This is a genomic window from Streptomyces brasiliensis (assembly GCF_014647875.1).
Lineage (GTDB): Bacteria > Actinomycetota > Actinomycetes > Streptomycetales > Streptomycetaceae > Streptomyces > Streptomyces brasiliensis.
Genome location: NZ_BMQA01000017.1, coordinates 1 through 16,225, shown reverse-complemented (window position 1 = coordinate 16,225; position 16,225 = coordinate 1). Strand labels below are relative to the sequence as shown.

Genomic DNA, 16,225 nt, shown 5'->3' with positions numbered 1-16,225 from the left:
GGCCCTCAGCAGAGCGACTCGGTCCTTCCCACGGCCGTGAGCAGGGCCAGGCAGCGGGACGTCACCGTGTGCCCGTCCTCGCCGGCGTCGACGGCGTAGGCGATCGGGATGCGGCCCGTGGCGCCGCTCGGCGCCGTGATCCGCCAGCGGGCCTCGTACGTGTCCTCGGCCCGCAGCACCCGGGGCGGACGTCCCACGAGCCTGGCGTGCCACCCCGCGGGCAGCAGTGGCGGTCGTACGACGATGGCGAGGTCGCGGGCGGTGGTGTTCTCGATGCGGAGCCGGCCGCCCTCCACCGGGTGCAGGCGCAGGGCGTCGGAGCTGGTCCAGCGGATGTTGAACTCGCGCAGGCGCAGCTTCTTCGCCTGGCCCTTGTCCAACAGCGAGCGGAGGCCGATGCGGATGGAGTCGACGGTGTGCTGGTAGGGGATGTCGTAGCCGTACGTCTTGCCGATGCTGTACTGGCCACCTCCCGTTCTGCGGCTGTGCCATTTACCGGAGTTGAACTCCCAGACGGTACGAGCGCCGACCTGTCCCTCCACGTCGGCGCTCAACGAGAAGGGCCCCTCGATGGTGTCCGGGTCGAAGTCCACCGAGACCTCGCTCAGCGGCAACGGCATCCCGAAGTCGACGCGCAGCCAGTCGTTCTTCTCCGGAGAGCCGGTGACCGACCAGTATCCGGCGTGCCCGGGCAGCGCCGCCGAGGGCGGGTGCCCCGGAGCCGCGTAACTGACGCTGAGACCCGGCCAGTCGCGGTTGGCGGCGACCATGAGGTCGACCTGGTGGACCGAACCGGTCAGCGGATGCCGCCACTTGTCGTAGGCGGAGGGCAGACCGAGGAACGCGTGCGGTGGCAGGAGGCCCGCCTGGAGGAGGGCCAGGACGAGCGGCACGGCCAGGAACCCGGCAAGTTGGGCGACCAGGAGGCTGTGGCGGGCCACGCGGTGGCGCGGCAGCCGGACCGCGACACCTCCGGGGCAGGGCACGGGCGGTGGGGCGATACTCCCACCCAGGGCCGGGGTGCCGTGCGTCCCGGCCAGCCACTGGGGGAGCCCGGCGAGAGAGAAGGCCGGGACACACCGCACCGGGATGCTGGTGGCGTCGAGGGCGCGCAGCAGATGACCGCCGTCGGCCGCTTCCAGCTCGGCGCGTACGGCCATGTCGTCGCCCTGTGCGGCCCGAGTGTACAGCAGCGCGAGACGGCGTGGGCGGCGGCGCGCGGGCAGGGCGCTCACGACGTGCAGGACGCGGGTGACGGCGTGCACGGCGATGCTGTGCGCGGCCGGGTCGTCCACCACCAGCAGCAGTCCGTCGGCCCGGCCCAGCACCTCCAGCCGGGCGACCGACTCCTGATTGCGGTACGCGTCATCGGCCGGGTCGTACCAGAGCAAGGGCGTCCGGCCCAAGCGCACCAGCGGCGGTTCGCTCCCTGGCGGGGCGCCCAGTTCGGTCAGGCCCTGCCGGTGGACACCGCTGCGCTGCTCGCGCGGGCCACCGACAAGCACCACGACCCGGGCCCGCTCGTATCCGGTGGGCAGTGGGTTCCGGCAGTGCGGGCAGCTCGCGGCCAGGCGGCGGACGCCGAGAACGGCGGGCAGGCGGGTGCCGCAGCGGCAGCGGTGGTGCAGCGCGCCGTACCGGTTCGGGGTCAGCGCACCGTGGCGGGCGCCGCAGCGGGGGCACAGGCGTACGGGCCGCACGACGGTGCGGCCACAGTCCGTGTACGGGCACGGCGCCGGCCCGTGGCGCAGTGCCCGTCCCGCCCGCTCGACCGCGGCCCACATCACCCACCACAGCGTCCACAGCGCGCAGCACAGGGCCCAGAACAGGAGTGAGAACAGCAGCGGGAGGAGACTCAGCGCGGTCGCGGTCAGGACGACGGCGGTCATCGTGACCACGAGGACAGGGGCCAGGACGACCGCCAGAAAACGCTGTCCCCACCTCGCGCCGTGCCGCGAGGAGCGGGCGAAGATTCCCACGCAGCGGTCCATGAACCGCTCGGCGTCGCTCATCAGCCGTGTGTGCTCGTCGAGACCGTCCCACCAGGCCGCGCGCAGGTCTCGCAGCGCGGTGACGCGGAAGTAGGCGGGGGTGGCCGGTTCGCCATCCGGGGCGGCTGCTACGCCCGCAACCGCACCGAACGTCCGCCAGAAGATGCCCAGTTGGGACAGCACGAGACGAGGCAGGGTCACGAGCACACCGTGGCCGGCGATCAGGGCGGCCAGCAGGACGACCATCAGGAGGAGAACGACAGGGTTGGCCACAGCTCACTCCTTCTCCCGCGTGGACCCGCGCCGCCACGACAGCCGTGGTCCCCGTTCCCGCTCGGGCTCCGGCTCCTCGGCGCGCACCAGGTCGCGCAGGGCCTCGTAGGTCTCCCTCTCCTCCCACAGCCCCCGCCGGTACAGCCGCAGGATCCTCAGGCCGGCCCGGCGCGGCTCTTCGGGTGCCCGGCGCAGCACGTGCAGCGTGGTGCCGGGGGCTTCGGCGAGCACGTCCTGTACCCCGCCCGGTGCTCCGTCGGCGAGGGAGGCGAGGAAGGCGCACGCCTGGGCGTCCAGTACCTCGGCCCACGACTCGGCGGCGGCCTCGAGCGCGGTGAGCAGCCCGGCCAGGACGGCGCCCCGGTAGGGCTCGGGCAGCGGCGCGAGCGCGGCCCGTACGTCGCCGAGTGGTGCCGTCAGGGTGGCGAGGTGACGTTCGGCCGCGTCCCGTACGCGCTTTGGCGGGACACCCGCCGCCTGCGGCCGCAGCTCCGCCACCGCCCGTACGAAACCCGCAAGCCCGGACTCCTCCCCGGCCGGTGCCCCGGCAGGCGGCGTTCGCCCGTCAGGGAGCGAGTTCGTGGGGGTGGTCCACGACGGGGCGAACGTCGCCTGCACCAGGTCCCCGGCCGTGCCGTCCGGCGCGAGCAGTGCGCAGGCGACCCGCAGTCGCCGTACGCCCGCCCCGGCGCCCTCGTCCGGAGCCGCGTCCCACAGCTCGGCCACCGCGTCCACCAGATCCAGGCGCCCGCTGTCCCACGCGCCCGCCAGGAACCGCGCCGTCGCGCACGGCTCCGGACCTCCGTGCTCCCCCAGCCCGTCGAGGTCGAACACCGGCGCCGGCGCCCGCTGCCCGGTCTCGGGCCGAGTTCCGGTCAGATGGCGGTGGTCGTCCTCCGGCCGCGCCGTGTACGTCGTGAACGTCAGACGGGCGGTCAGTCCCGCCGGGAGGGTGTAGGAGACCGCGGCGATCCAGTCGACGACACGTTCCGGGTCCGTGGAGACCAGGGTCGCGCCCGTGCCCTCGTCGGCGAGCGCCCGCAAGGCCACGGTCAGCAGCCGCTCCAGGAGACGGACTCCCGCTTCACCCGCGGCGTCCAGCAGCCGGCGGACGCGGTCGGGCCCGACGGCGCTGCCGGGCACGAGTTCAGCCAGGTCGGGCAGGGCGTGGCCGTCGTCGGGCGCGGGGGACGGTGCCCACTGCGGGGTGTCCCACAACTCGACGGGGCGCAGGCCCGCCAGTTCGCCGGGGCCGGCGCAGAGGGCGTGGCAGAAGTGGTTGCCCAGGCGCCCAGTGTAGTCCTGGCCGGTGAAGCGGGTGCGGGTCAGTACGGCCGTGTCGTCGTCGGGGCGGTCGTAGGCGAACGCCTTGGGACATTCAGCAGGTTGGACGGCCCCCGGCGGGGGCGTGTACCCCGTCAGGGGTCGCAGGACGCCGAGCGCGGGGCGGGCCGCCGGGGAGACGGCGGTGAAGCGGAAGCCACCGTGGGGGCCGGCGGCCGACGGCGGGGCGGAGGTGTAGTGAGCCTGTCCGGCCATGCCGGTCACCCCTGTCCCCGGTCGAGGGCGCCGAAGCGGTGCAGCAGCCACATCAGGGGATCCTCCACGCGGTGCGGCCGTACGACGCCGCCGTGGCCGAGGCCGCCGCCGCGCTGTGGCGGGGTACCGAGCGTGGAGAGGGCGAACAGCTGGTAGTCCGTGCAGAACCGCCGCAGCCGCGCGTCGAGTTGGTGCTCCTGCCAGCGGTTCAGCAGGGCCTGGAGTTCGGCGTGAACAGCGGCGCGGTCGTCGGCGTCGAAGACTGGCCCCGGGCGGCGGGTGCGGTGCAGGGGGGAGTTGTCCGGCAGGTGGGGCCACAGCAGGTCGGCCTTGGTAAGGGCGACGGCGACTGGAACAGTCACCTTCCCACCGCCGCCGAGGTGACCGAGTACCCGCGCCAGTACCTCGCCGGACCTGCCCGGCACCCCGTCCTGGTCCTTCAGTGGGGAGCCGGACAGGTCCTGCGGGTCGACGAGGACGACGACGGCGTCGGCCGCGGTGAGGTAGCGCAGTTGGGCCTCCATGCGGTCCCGTGAGGTGAAATGTTCGCCCGCGGTGTCGAGGAACACCAGGGTCAGCACCTGTTCGCGGGCGCGCCCGAAGCGGCCCCGCCGGGTGCGGCCGAGGCGGTGCACCAGGGGCCGGCCGCCGTCGTGCTCGGCAGTCTTGGGGACGGTGTGCTGCTCCTCGTACAGGTGCCGCTCGTACCGTTCGTGGTAGTCGGCCATGGTGTCGTCGTCGCAGGGCAGCAGGGCCGCGTCGAGTTCGGCGCCAAGGCGGTGCAGCAACTCGTGCACGAGGACGGCGATGTAGGTGCTCTTTCCCGAGCTGACGGGGCCTGCGAGCGCCACCAGTTTCCCGGGGGTGCGTAGATAGCCCTCGGGCAGCCGGGCCCCGCAGGCCGTGCAGCGCAGCCGGGTGGCAGTGCGGCCGCAGGTGCGGCACACCACCGAACCGGTCCGAGGGTCGGCGGACGTCAAGCCCTTGCCCTCGGAGCAGGCGGCGGTGCCGCTCACACAGACGTAGGCGATCTGCGCCCTGGTGACGTTGCGGAAGCAGTGCGGGCACACCCAGCTGCGACGGCGCGTCGGTCTCATGTCCCCTGCCTCTTAGGTGATCTTGAGCGTGTGGTGCGGCGGGTCCCGCAGGACGAGCCCCTCACCGACGGCGAAGCAGCGCAGCCAGCCGCCCGGACCGCGGGGCAGCCGCGCGGACAGCCGCACATCCCGCCCCGGGTCGAGCTCCACCTCGGCGAGATCCGCGAGGACGTCCCCGTCGGCGGGCTCCAGCGGCCAGACCGGGCCGTGGGAACGCACCAGCAGCAGCCGCTCGGCCCGTGCGGGGGCGGGCGCGGTGAACACGGCGGTGACCGTGCGCCGTCCGGGCATGCCGTGCCGCCGAAGCCGGTAACCGACGTCGGTGCGCGCCGGCAGCACCGCCGTGCTCGGCGGGCCGTACGCACGCAGCCCGCCGAGCACGGCCACCGGCCGCACCTCGACCTCCACCCCGGCGCCGTCCGCGACGGGCAGCCGCACGCCCGCCTCGTGCCGGTAGGCGGCCCGGCCGACGGTGCGCCGACGCTCGTCCTGCTCGCCGGGGGTCCGCCAGGTGACCTCGACCTCGTCGCCGGCGTCGGGCGGCCAGTCGAGGACGACGGCCACGCCCGTACCGCCGTGCCGGGTGAGGATGAGGGTGCCGAGCGGCCGCACGGCGGCGACCGCGTGCGCTCCGGTGACGGCGCGTTCCCCGGCGACGGTGACCGCCAGCACCACCGTCGGCCGGTCCGGCGGCGGGAACCGCAGCCCCTCGGGGGCGTGCCGGGCCGTGATCGGCCGCCCGGGCAGTTCCGCTGCGCGCAGCCGGGTGCCGGGCGGCCACGGGGGTACGTCGCCCAAGCCGTACAGGCGCACCTCGCCGCCGGGCGGCGAGTCGAAGGAGGCCAGGAGCTCACCGTCCACGCGGCGGATCTCCAGGTCCGTGACCGGCTCGGGCGGCCCGAGGGGTGTGGCGGTGAGCGAGACGCCGCCCGTGCGCACGGGCCGCCCGTCGTCGGCGCGGTAGACGACGCGGATGCGGTAGCGGTACGTCGTGCCGTTGGCGAGCCCGCCGTCCGTGAAGCCGTCGGGGCGAGCCGCGACCCGCACGTCCTCGCCGTCCGGCCCAGCGCGGACGACCTCGACGGACCGGGCCTGCGCCGGGCTGGTCCAGGTGGCGGTGATCACGCGGTCCTCGGGGCGCATCTGCACGCCGCTGACGTCGGGCCAGTGCGTGACGGGTCCGCACACCGCGAGCGGCGAGGGCACACTGTCGGGTTCGGCGGCCCGGCGCACGGCGACCCCGTAGTACAGCGGGACACAGGCGGGTGCCGAGCGGTCCACGAACGAGGTGGCCCGCGGCGACGGCAGCGGCAGCCCGGTTCCGTCGGCCGGGCCCTGCGGCGGGCGGCGTTCGGCGCGCAGCAGCACGTACTCGGGCTCGCCCGCCGTGGACGAGCTGGGCCGCCACGTCAGGGCGACGCCCGTGCCGTCGGGCGTGGCGGTCAGGCCGGAGATCGGGCGGACCGTGAGGGCCCGGCGAACGGCGTCGGCGAACGGCACGTCGCGGGCGACGGCCTCCGCCTGTTCCAGCAGCTCCCAGGCCAGGTCGGCGTCCCGGGCCGGCAGCCCCCGGGCGCGGTCGACCAGGGCGCGGGCCTCGGCCAGCTTCCCTCGCACGTGGGCGACCAAGGCGCGAGCGTCTTCGGGTAACGCGTCGGCGGGCAGGCGGTCGGCGACGGCCGCCGCCTCCGCGAGCCACCCGTCCGCCGTCAGCCGCCGCAGCCGTCCCTCCAGCGGATTCCCGGCCTCCTCGTGAAGCACCGCGAACACCAGCCGCCGCGCGTCCGGTTCGGCGATCGACAACTCCGCGGTGGCTTGGCCGAGAAGGGTGGCCGAGGTGGCGCGTGCGGCGAGCCTCTCCCGAAGCGGCACCGCCACCTCGTACAACCGCAGCTGCGCGAGGCCCTCGGCGCCCTGGTCGGCCATTAACCGGCGCACGGCCGCGGCCACGGCCTGGGCGGCCGTGTGCGCGGCACTGTGCGGCAGCCGGCCCCAGCGGCGGGCCGCCTCCTCCACGGCCCCAGCCTCGACGGGCGGCGCGTCGAAGAGACGTACGGGCCGCGGGGTGCGGCCCCCCGGAGTGCCGGCGGCAAGGAAGTCGTCGAGGTGGCGCAGCCGCAGCACCTCCAGGTGACGGGCGCAGCGGGCACAGGCGGGGTGCGGCACGTCCCGGGGCAGCAGGTCCGGTTCGGCTATGCGCAGCCCGAGTCCGGGCAGCAGGTCCCTCACCTGCGCCTCGCTCACCCGGTGTGCCGCGGCGGCTTCCGAGGCGGTGGCCTCGGCGAGCAGGCCGAGCCTGCCCGCGGCCTCCTGCAGTGTCGCGCGCAGGGCCGCCTGCCCGGACTCGGCCTGCTCGTCGCACTCGGCCACGCCCGCCCGCAGCGGGCCCAGGTCGCCGTCGGCGGCGGCGTCGAACAGCGGCCGGTGAATGAGGTGCCCGGCCTCGAGTTCCTCGATGACCGGGCGGTAGTTGAGGCGGGCGCGGTTGCGGCGCCAGCAGGCGCGGACCGCGGCGACCGTCTCGGTGACCGCGGGCCCGTCCAGGCGCCGCGGCAACTGGTAGCGGGTGCGCAGGTCTTCGGTCACCGGCAGTCCGGCGTCGAGCACCTCGCGCCGGTAGCGCTGCTCGTCGAACGCCACGGCGTGGTCCCCCGTCCTTCCCCCCCGTGTCAGCTGAAGCGCTGGCGGCTCAGAGCGTCTCGTGCGGTGGCGACCGCGTCCGGTGTCATGCCTCCGATCTGCACGGTCAGTTCGAGCTTCTCGCCGCTCTCCTTCTCGACGGCGACGACGCCGAGGAGTCCGGAGGAGTCCAGTGTGTAGACGCACTGGATGGGCCAGTTCTCGGGTTTACCCGGCGGAATGGCCAGGTGGCCCTCGGCGACACAGGCGTTGTGTGCCAGCTCCTCGGACTCCTCCACGCCCGCCTGCTCCATCACGCGGATGCGCACGCTGCGCTGCCCCGCGTGCGTGGTGTAGAACTCGTCGGTCACCGACACGGGCAGGGGGTCGTTGGCGTGCACCAGGTGAAAGACGTAGCGCCGGTCCGTGTCCCGCTCCACGAGCTGGATGCCGTAGCCGCGCGAAGCCACGGTGGAGATCTGGTACGGGCGGTGCGTGAGCCCCGTCTCCGGCACTACCGGCAGCTGGTCCGCGGGGAGTTCACCGCTGGAGACGATGTACGCGGCCCGGTCCAGCGCGTAGATCGCGGCGCCGCGGGCCACCGCGAGGTCCGGGTTGTGCAGCTTGGGTTCGAAGCCGAACTGGGTGCGCAGGGCCTCGGCCACCGCGGGCATCTTGGTGGCGCCGCCGACCAGCAGCACCTCGTCGAAGTGCGACACACCGTGCTCGGCGGCGAGTTCGACCGTGCGGCGGGTGATGTCGACGGTGCGGTCGAGCAGGTCGCCGGTGAGTTCCCGGACTTTCTCCCGGGTCAGCTCCACCGCTTCGACCCTGCCCTGGTGCATGACGCGGACGGTGTAGCGCTCCCGGAAGGACAGCGCTTTCTTCGCCTCCTCGGCGTCCTTGCGCAGCTGCGTCTCGGACTGGGGGTCGGACAGCGGGTCGTCGACGTCCGGGAAGCGCTCGCGGAACCGCTCCACCAGGTGCACGACGATCCGGTCGTCGAAATCGCTGCCGCCCAGCTCCTTCGCACCGTCCGTGCACAGCACGGTCAGCTCGCGCCCGCGCAGGGTGAGCACGGTGGTGTCGAAGGTGCCGCCGCCCAGGTCGTACACGAGGATGGCCCGGTCCCCGCGCTCCTCGTCCCCGTCCAGGGCCCCGTAGTCGAGTGCGGCCGCGACGGGCTCGGCGACCACGTCGAGAACGCGCAGGCCGGCGATCTCGCCCGCCTTGCGGGTGGCGTCCCGCTCCGCGAGCCCGAAGTAGGCGGGCACGCTGATCACCACATCGCGCGCCTCTTTGCCGCCGGTGGCCTTCGCGTCCTCGACGAGTTTGCGCAGAATACGGGCGGAGATCTCCTCGGGTGTGTACGCGCGGCCGTGGAACTCGCGCGGCACCACATCGCCCATGTCCCGCTTGATGAGTTGTACGACGTGTACGGGGTCGAGGACGGTCGCGTCCTTGGCACTCTGTCCCACGACGACGCTGTCGGCGCTCTCGAAGTAGACGACGGACGGCGTGGTGTCGGCGCCTTCCATGTTGCGCAGCACGGTCGGTCTGCCGACGTCGTCGATCCGTGCGACGCAGGAGTAGGTGGTCCCCAGGTCGATGCCGTACACGGCCATACGGTCTCCCGCCACCGGGACGGCCGCGCCTGCGCCCGTCCCGTCTGCTGTTGGTCAGTTGTCCTGTGTAAGTCGTGCGTGGTGCGCCCGTCGGAGGCTGAAACGTTCACGAGGCATCCGGTTCCCACCGGGACACCACGACGTCGGCCTTGCGCACGACCCGTTCCCCTTGAACGAATCCGGCGGCCACAACGCGCGCCACGGTCCGGTCCGCCTCGGAGCCTTCGGCGGCGACTCGTCCCACCGGACGGTGCAACGCCATGTCGTATGCCTCGCCGGGCCGCGGGGCGTACCGCTCCACGCCAGTCCTGGCCACGGTGTCCGCCGCCTCGTCGGCCAGCGCGGTCAGCAGCGCACGCAACTCCTCGACGCCGAGCGGACCGGTGACGTGTTCCGCCTGGCGCAGGATCTGGTCGTAGAGCCGGATCAGGGAGTGGCGCACGAGGTCGAGCGCCTTTTCCATCTCGCCCCGCCGCAGCCGCTCGACCTCGTCGTGCAGCCTGGTCACGACCTCCTCGCGGCGCTCGGCGAGTTGTTGCTGACGAGCGAGCGCCGCGGTGAACTCACTTGCGAGCGCGCAGGGTTCGACTCGTTCCGACACGTCGCTCACAGTAGACCACAGAGGCACGACGCGTCAGCAGAGGTTGTCACGATCGTCTGCGGGGCCCGCTTTATCGCGCTGCCCGGCCGACGCCCGGCCCTCCCGTGCGCCACCCGGCCATGCATGGACTCGTCAGCCACCGAGATTGATGGAGCCGTGAACGTCCCGCGCCTGGACGACGGTGCTCTGAGTGCCCCCGGAGATCGTGTTGTGCGCATCTCCCGCGCCGACCCGGGTGGTCTCCAGGGCTTCGGCCTCCCGCCGCCAGACCGCGAGAGCCTGCGCGAATGCAGGGTCCTGGCGGGCGCGGCGGGCCAGGACCTGGGCCAGCTCAGCGGCACGCTCCGCGCTGCCGGGCGCCTCGGCGAGGGCGGTCAACTCGCGCTGGTCGCTCGGCTCCCGTCCCGGCTGCCGCCGTCTGACCAGATCCCGCAGGGACGTCCATATCTGCTCCCCCGCCGCACCCGCGGTGCCGCTGGCCAGGGCCATGAGCAGTTCGGGGGCAATCACGTCCACGAGGCCCTCCACCGTTTCCCACACACAGGTCGTGGATCGAGCCTACGGCACGGTGGGCTCGTGCAGACCCGAATCCGGGAATCCCGCCGTCAAGCGGGTGTGACCGGTGGAGTTCAGAGGTGATGGAGATCATCGGGGCGGTGACTGGCTCTGATGTGGACGCGTTTGTTGCGCGACGAGTTGGATGAGGACGAAGGCGTCACTGTCGTTGGCGACGTAGTGCGGTGAAAGAACCCCTGTGGCCGAAGGACGCAGGGGTTCTTGGTGCTCACGTTGTCGTCTTCTTGTTCACGGTGTCGCCGTGGAAGGCGATGGCCCGTGGCGTGAGGCCCTGGAGGGAGGCGGTGTCTTGGCCGGGGCGGGCAGTTGCAAGACTGGACGCCTGTGACCCTTCCTGATCTTGCTCGCCGCATCCATGCTGCTTCTCATCTGACCGGGCAGTTCACGCTCCGGTCCGGTCGTACTGCCACGGAGTACTTCGACAAGTACCGGTTCGAGGGGGACCCGGTCCTGCTGGATGACGTCGCCCGGGAGATGGCCCCGCTGGTGCCCTCGGGCACCGAGGTCCTGGCCGGTCTGGAGATGGGCGGCATCCCCGTGGTGACCGCGCTCGGCCGGCACACGGGTCTGCCCTGTGCGTTTGTGCGTAAGCAGGCCAAGCCGTATGGGACTTGCCGTCTCGCTGAAGGCGCCGATGTCGAGGGTCGCCGGGTACTGGTCGTCGAGGATGTGGTCACCAGCGGAGGGCAGATTGTGCTGTCGACCAAGGACCTGCGTGGTCTGGGGGCTCAGGTGCATGAGGCTCTGTGCGTGATCGACCGTGAGCAAGGCGGCGCCGATGCCCTCGCAGCCGAGGGCATCGGTCTGTTGTCGCTGCTGACAGCGGCGGATCTTCGGGCCGCTGCTGCCTGAACGGTGGGGGTTGGAGGTCACTCTGTCGCGTGCGTCTCGGTGATGGCGACGCGGGTGGAGGACTCGTCGACGATGCTCTTCTCCTCGGTGAAGGCGGCGACGACGAACCACCGCTGCTCACCTGCAGCGATGACTTTACGAGCCCCCGCAAGGACGAGTCACGCGAAGATCCGCGTGGTGATCAGGTAGAGCAGGCGCACGAACATATGCACCGGCGCCTGCTCACTCGGCGCGCCGCCGAACCCGGCAGTGCATGGCGCAGAGTTTTGGTCAGCGGGAGGGCAAGGCCCCGCTGTCGGTGCCGAGGCTCGCGCGGTCGGCTGCCGCACGACCGCTCGTCCAGCCTTCCCAGTCACTGATGCCCGAGGACCGGGAGTAGGAGATCTGAGGGAAGATCCGTTCGGTCTCCTCCTCGACCGCCCGGTGGCGGGCGGCGAGGACGGGTAGCACCCCGGGCGTATCCGCACCTGCCCGCGCCGACGCTCCCGAGACACCCGACGCGGCCACCGCCGCGTCAGTGGCCTGTGCGGTCGCCTCGGTGAGCCGCTCGCCGATCCTGGTCGCGTACGAGGTCAAAAACGACTGGCGAAAGGACCGGGTACGACTGCCACCGCCCACATGCGTGCGTCCGCCTTCGGCCTGGAGGGCCGCGGCCACCTGGACCAGCAGCGAGGTGTACAGCAGCTCCACCGAGTCCAGGTCCGCCTCGAAGCCGATGACCGTGGCGAAGCCGAGGTTCTTCGACCACACCGAGCGGCAGCGATTGGCTTGGGCCACCACCTCGAGCAGGATCGCCTTGGGCTGTTCGTACGGGTTCTCCACCCCCACCCGGATACCGGCCGGGGTGTCCCGGTGTCCGCCGCGCGCAGCCAACAGGGCCTCGCTGATGCTGTGCTCGGACATCAGCTGCTGGGCCTTGGCTGTGAGCGCCTCGGCCTCCTCGGGGAACTCGGTCGACTCGGCTTTCGTCAGAAGGGCGCGGATACGCCCCAGCATCCGCGCCGCCTCAGGAGACGCGGGCCGGGCCGCCGCAGCGGTCGAGGAGGCGTTCGGCGGCGGGCACAGAAGCTCGAGAGCAGGCAGCCAGGACAGCAGCCGCAGCAGCTCCATCAGGCAGCGCGCGACATCGAGATGGTCCGCCTTCTCACGAAGGGCCACGCCGGGCAGCCACTGTTCGTCGGACTCCCACCACACGCGCGCCTCGAGCGCGTTCAGCTGCGCCGCCCAACGGTGGTCAAGCCCCCGGGCCGCGTACCGCCGCGCCTCGGCGGCGATCAGGTCCACCGCTAGGCGGCCATGACGGGGCTTCAGCTCCTTGCGTACGGCCCATACAACGTCAGCTGGCTGCCACCCGGCGCGCCACAGCGCACCGAAGAGTAGGTCGGTCATCGCGAACACGGCCCGGCTGAGAGCCGGCCTGTGTCGCTCGGCGGATGCGAGCCAGGACGCGGCGGCGGCGATCTCCCGCTCGGCGTGTTCCTCGGGCGCCTCGATCACCTCGTGGACCGCCCGCTCCAGCTCATCGGCGAGTGAGGGCGTGCGCGGCGGCGGCACAAATGCGAACGGCCCGTCCTGCGCACTGCCGTCGAAGGTGCCGCCGAATCCGAAGGCCGCCCCGGAGCGCGTCGACTGCCGCCGCTCCTGCCCCCGTGCCTGCTGGCGGCGCTGCTTCTGCTTCGCCTTGCGCCGTTCCTGGTTGCGCTTGCCCATCGGTGCTGTCGCCTTCCTGCCCACGCCGTGCGGTTCTCCAGTGTGGCAGGCGGCCGCACCACACCGACCGCCAGCGGCCCGGGCACGCTCTTCTCTGTCACGGAGCCGCGAGAGACTCCAGGTAACCCGTCCTGTCTGAGGCTGCCGCCAGGTACACGCCTGACGGTTCGGTTCCGGGAACGGGGCCCGGCCGCTGCCCGCAGGTCATCCTCGCTGAAACCCACAGCGTTCATTCAAGCCGACCAGCGACGCCGAACGTGAGCCGAGGGCGCGGCCGTTCCGGCCTTGCCCTACGTCGGTCAGGCCCTACAGGGCGGCGAGAGAGTCTAGATACTTCTTGAGGTCGAAACCGACCCCGCCCATACCCACGGGAAGCTCGCGCACATGCGGGCGGAGCGCCCTCGCGAGGAGCTCCAGGACCCGCTCCCGGGACAGGCCTCGCGCCCGAAGTCGCTGGGCGGTCTCCCACACCTCCCGAGGCTGATCGGCCCAGAGCTGTTCGACGACATGGACGTGGTACGGGTATTCCGCCGGGTCGAGCACGCGGGCCAGCAGCTCGCACAGCACAATCGCCTCCCGGTCCTTGGGAAGGTCGGGCCGCTGCGCGTTCAGCCTCACGACGAGTTCCGGCGGAGTGCCCGGCTCGACGAGCCGCTCGCCGGGATATGGCACAGCGAAGCTCCGCCGCTCCAGGACCGCCTGGAGGACGTCGCCGTCGTGACCGTTCTCCTCCACGTCCGCGATGTAGAGGCGCGCGGGGTTGTGGGACGCTCGGGTGCGCTTGGGCAGCTTGGCCGCCAGCTTGCGTACCTGCCGGGCCACCGCTTTGCGTTCCCCCGCGGGCAGGTGTCTCTCTCCCAGCCACCCGAACCACGACTCCACCGCGGCGGGCAGCTCCTTGAGCAGGGCGTCAGGGGCGAGCAGAGAGGCGGGGAGCAGCTCGCCCAGCAGACGGTCCAGGGTCCTGGGGCCGATACGGCGCGGGTCGCGGCCCATGAAGTCGGCGCTGAGCCGCATCAGGTTGAGAGGCAGAATGCGAGCAGCGTGGGTGGTGAGCTGCGCGCCCTCGGGGGAGGCCAGGAACTGCGCCTGCAGCTCCTCGGCGTCCTGTGCCCGCCACGACAGAGCTGAGGACCGGTGTGCGGCCAAGGTACCGGCGGCGAGGACATCGGGGGCGGCGTCGGCCCGGAGCGCGGCCCCTCGGTGCACGGTGAGGGTGAGGTTCTCGAAGAAGTCCCGGTCGGGCCAGCCGTCCCCGGTCTCGGGCGGCCCGTGTCGGTGCTCCAGAAAGGCCAGAGCTGCGTCCTGCAGCGCGTCGTGTGCCTCGCGGGCCGGGATCACCTCCAGGGCGACCCCTTCCTTACGGGCCTGCCTACCGAGTTCTTCGCGGACCTCGTCCAGGCGGTCCTCGGTGACGAGGGTCGAGGACCACAGCGCCCCGTGCCAGCTGTGGTCACGGGTGACGTACACGGCGTGCTCGGGGCCGTCCTCGTCGTACCGGTAGGTGACGAGGAGGTGCTCGGCCTCCCCGAACCGGTCGGTCCACCGTCTGCACGTACCGGGGGTGACCTGCCCGACGGAGGGCAGCCAGGCGGGCAGCCGCCAGTCCGCCCCGGCCGGCACCCGGTCCGCGGCGGCCCGGGCCGCCGCGGCGATCCTGGCCGGGCCGATTGCCGCGAGCGCGCGCAGCAGGGCGTACTGCTCGGGCTCGCCCGTGCGTTCCAGCGCGTCGACGAAGTCGAGCAATACGTCGGACAGGACCGCCGTATCGGGCATCCGGTGCTGGAACTGCCCGATCACTCCGCTGACGAAGCTCTCAGCGTGCAGCGCGTCCGGCAGCTGCGCGAAGGAGCCGCACTTCTCCGCCATCGTGGCCAGCGCGGGGGCCAAAGCCGGTACGCGCGGCGCGGACCGCGCGACGGCCGCCCGCGCCCGACGGGCGGGATTCCCGCTGCGGCGGGCAGCGCGAGGAGAGGAGGACGTGGATCGAACATGGCGGCTTTTCCTGGGACTCACCCGGACAGCGTAAACGCCTCGGGAGGACCCCGGTCCGGACGCAACGCCACGGCGGCCTTCGCTCCCCTTCCCCGTGACTACCGTTCCGCCACCGGGAGTTCGGACTCGGCCCAGACGGTCTTGCCCGGGACGCCGACCCGCAGGGAATATGGCCCTCCTGTCGAATCCGTGGGTCTCAGCGGAGTCGCCCTTGCGCGACCACAGCCGTATCGTTAGTCGTCAACTCGGTCCTCGGACACTCGCTATAGCGATACGCGGATGAGGGCCTCGACCTAACGGTCGCGGCCCTACGTGCATGTTTGTAACTGATCGTGATCCCGAGCGCCTCGTAGAGCGGGCCCTTCTCCTCGGCGTCGACGGCGTGCACGCGTTGCGCGATGTCGCCGAGTCTCTCAGTGACCTGCCGGATCTGGTCGGCGGTGAGCGGCGTCTCCTTCTTTCGAGTGGCGGCAGGTGGCGTGTCGAGCTTTTTGCGCGCCGTCTCCTTGTCCGCCTGTGCCTCGTTGATCCATTGGGTGACGACGGCGGGGTCGGCGCCGGCTTCGAGGGCGGCCTGTAGCGGGCGAGACGCCGCTCGCAGTCCTTGACCGTCTTGCGGGCCTGCGCCTGCTCCGGCGTGAGCGTCTCGGCCGCGTTCGCTGCCGCGCTGGCGTGGGCGAGGGCGGTGAGGGTGGCGGCGAGCCGGTCGGGGGCGAAGGCTTTCGCGATCCACCGGTCCAGGGCCCGGCACTGCGGGTGCCGAAAAATCATCCGGCCTGGTCATGCGGCATGTTGGTACTCGTGGAGGGTTCCGCCGAGTCGGTTTCGTCGACGGATGTCCAGGTTGCTGAGCTGTGCTGGAGGGTTGATCTGTTCGGGTAGCGGGCGCAAGGGTGCGGCTTGTCCCAGTGTTCGGTGTGGCCGGTGCTCGTTGTGGTGGGTCTCGAACTTGCGGAGCGCGTAGAGGAGGTGGCCCTGGTTCCAGATGAGGATGCGATCGAGGAGTTCCCTGCGGCAGGTCTGAATCCAGCGCTCGATAAGGGAGTTCATGCGGGGTGTCCGGATGCCGGTAGTCACGATCTTGATTCCGGTGTCGGTCATCAGGGCGTCAAAGGCAGCGGTGAACTTGGAGTCGCGGTCGCGGATGAGGAACCTGGCTGTGCTGCCCGCGTCGTCGAGGTCCATGAGGAGGTTGCGCCCGAGCTGCACGACCCAGTCCGCGGTGGGGTGCGCGGTGGCGTCCAGGATCCTGACGCGCCTCGTGGCGTGTTCGATGACGGCGAAGGCGTACAGGCGTGCCCCGGCCAGCGTGCGGACCTCGAAGAGATCGCAGGCGAGCAGGGCCTC

At 72.2% G+C, this 16,225-nt stretch carries 12 protein-coding genes; 2 read left to right on the top strand and 10 right to left on the bottom strand.

Annotation, left to right across the window (positions count from 1 at the left end):
* Nucleotides 1–5: 5 nt before the first annotated feature.
* From IEZ19_RS24470 to IEZ19_RS24440, 7 genes are all read right to left on the bottom strand, one after another.
* Nucleotides 6–2,264 (bottom strand): hypothetical protein, encoded by a 2,259-nt coding sequence (locus tag IEZ19_RS24470; protein ID WP_189313436.1) that lies wholly within the window; start codon nt 2,262–2,264, stop codon nt 6–8.
* A 3-nt stretch (nt 2,265–2,267) separates the two neighbouring features.
* A complete protein-coding gene (locus IEZ19_RS24465; RefSeq protein ID WP_189313435.1) occupies nt 2,268–3,803 on the bottom strand; it encodes a GAP1-N2 domain-containing protein in 1,536 nt (511 codons plus the stop codon).
* Between the two features lie 5 nt (nt 3,804–3,808).
* The gene (locus IEZ19_RS24460) at nt 3,809–4,900 is read right to left on the bottom strand and encodes a TRAFAC clade GTPase domain-containing protein (protein ID WP_189313434.1); all 1,092 of its coding nucleotides are present in this window, start codon (nt 4,898–4,900) and stop codon (nt 3,809–3,811) included.
* A 12-nt stretch (nt 4,901–4,912) separates the two neighbouring features.
* Nucleotides 4,913–7,540, bottom strand: a complete 2,628-nt coding sequence (locus tag IEZ19_RS24455; RefSeq protein WP_189313433.1) for a hypothetical protein — start codon at nt 7,538–7,540, stop codon at nt 4,913–4,915.
* A 29-nt stretch (nt 7,541–7,569) separates the two neighbouring features.
* The gene (locus IEZ19_RS24450; RefSeq protein WP_189313432.1) at nt 7,570–9,144 is read right to left on the bottom strand and encodes an Hsp70 family protein; all 1,575 of its coding nucleotides are present in this window, start codon (nt 9,142–9,144) and stop codon (nt 7,570–7,572) included.
* A gap of 106 nt (nt 9,145–9,250) precedes the next feature.
* Complete coding sequence (locus tag IEZ19_RS24445) at nt 9,251–9,745, bottom strand: nucleotide exchange factor GrpE (protein ID WP_229840684.1); 495 nt, start codon at nt 9,743–9,745, stop codon at nt 9,251–9,253.
* 132 nt (nt 9,746–9,877) lie between these two features.
* Nucleotides 9,878–10,261, bottom strand: coding sequence for a hypothetical protein (locus IEZ19_RS24440; RefSeq protein WP_189313430.1), 384 nt, complete (start codon nt 10,259–10,261; stop codon nt 9,878–9,880).
* Between the two features lie 384 nt (nt 10,262–10,645).
* Between IEZ19_RS24440 and pyrE the strand changes: the two genes are divergently transcribed.
* On the top strand, nt 10,646–11,173 hold the full coding sequence (gene pyrE, locus IEZ19_RS24435) for an orotate phosphoribosyltransferase (protein WP_189313429.1): 528 nt from the start codon (nt 10,646–10,648) through the stop codon (nt 11,171–11,173).
* Between the two features lie 270 nt (nt 11,174–11,443).
* Here the strand turns inward: pyrE and IEZ19_RS24430 are convergent, their stop codons facing one another.
* Both IEZ19_RS24430 and IEZ19_RS24425 read right to left on the bottom strand, forming a co-directional pair.
* Nucleotides 11,444–12,883, bottom strand: a complete 1,440-nt coding sequence (locus IEZ19_RS24430) for a DUF2786 domain-containing protein (protein ID WP_189313428.1) — start codon at nt 12,881–12,883, stop codon at nt 11,444–11,446.
* Between the two features lie 306 nt (nt 12,884–13,189).
* On the bottom strand, nt 13,190–14,752 hold the full coding sequence (locus IEZ19_RS24425; protein WP_189313427.1) for a hypothetical protein: 1,563 nt from the start codon (nt 14,750–14,752) through the stop codon (nt 13,190–13,192).
* Between the two features lie 442 nt (nt 14,753–15,194).
* Here IEZ19_RS24425 and IEZ19_RS24420 point away from each other — a divergent pair, with 442 nt between their 5' ends.
* The gene (locus tag IEZ19_RS24420; RefSeq protein WP_189313426.1) at nt 15,195–15,458 is read left to right on the top strand and encodes a hypothetical protein; all 264 of its coding nucleotides are present in this window, start codon (nt 15,195–15,197) and stop codon (nt 15,456–15,458) included.
* 200 nt (nt 15,459–15,658) lie between these two features.
* Here the strand turns inward: IEZ19_RS24420 and IEZ19_RS24415 are convergent.
* A partial coding sequence (locus IEZ19_RS24415) for an integrase core domain-containing protein (protein ID WP_189313425.1) occupies nt 15,659–16,225 on the bottom strand: 567 nt, incomplete at its 5' end.

What these genes read in the sequence shown, in the direction of transcription:
- IEZ19_RS24465 (WP_189313435.1), bottom strand. Translation starts at nt 3,803, where the DNA reads ATGGCCGGACAGGCTCACTACACCTCCGCCCCGCCGTCGGCCGCCGGC.
- IEZ19_RS24460 (WP_189313434.1), bottom strand. Translation starts at nt 4,900, where the DNA reads ATGAGACCGACGCGCCGTCGCAGCTGGGTGTGCCCGCACTGCTTCCGC.
- IEZ19_RS24450 (WP_189313432.1), bottom strand. Translation starts at nt 9,144, where the DNA reads ATGGCCGTGTACGGCATCGACCTGGGGACCACCTACTCCTGCGTCGCA.
- IEZ19_RS24430 (WP_189313428.1), bottom strand. Translation starts at nt 12,883, where the DNA reads ATGGGCAAGCGCAACCAGGAACGGCGCAAGGCGAAGCAGAAGCAGCGC.
- IEZ19_RS24425 (WP_189313427.1), bottom strand. Translation starts at nt 14,752, where the DNA reads ATGGCGGAGAAGTGCGGCTCCTTCGCGCAGCTGCCGGACGCGCTGCAC.
- IEZ19_RS24420 (WP_189313426.1), top strand. Translation starts at nt 15,195, where the DNA reads ATGTTTGTAACTGATCGTGATCCCGAGCGCCTCGTAGAGCGGGCCCTT.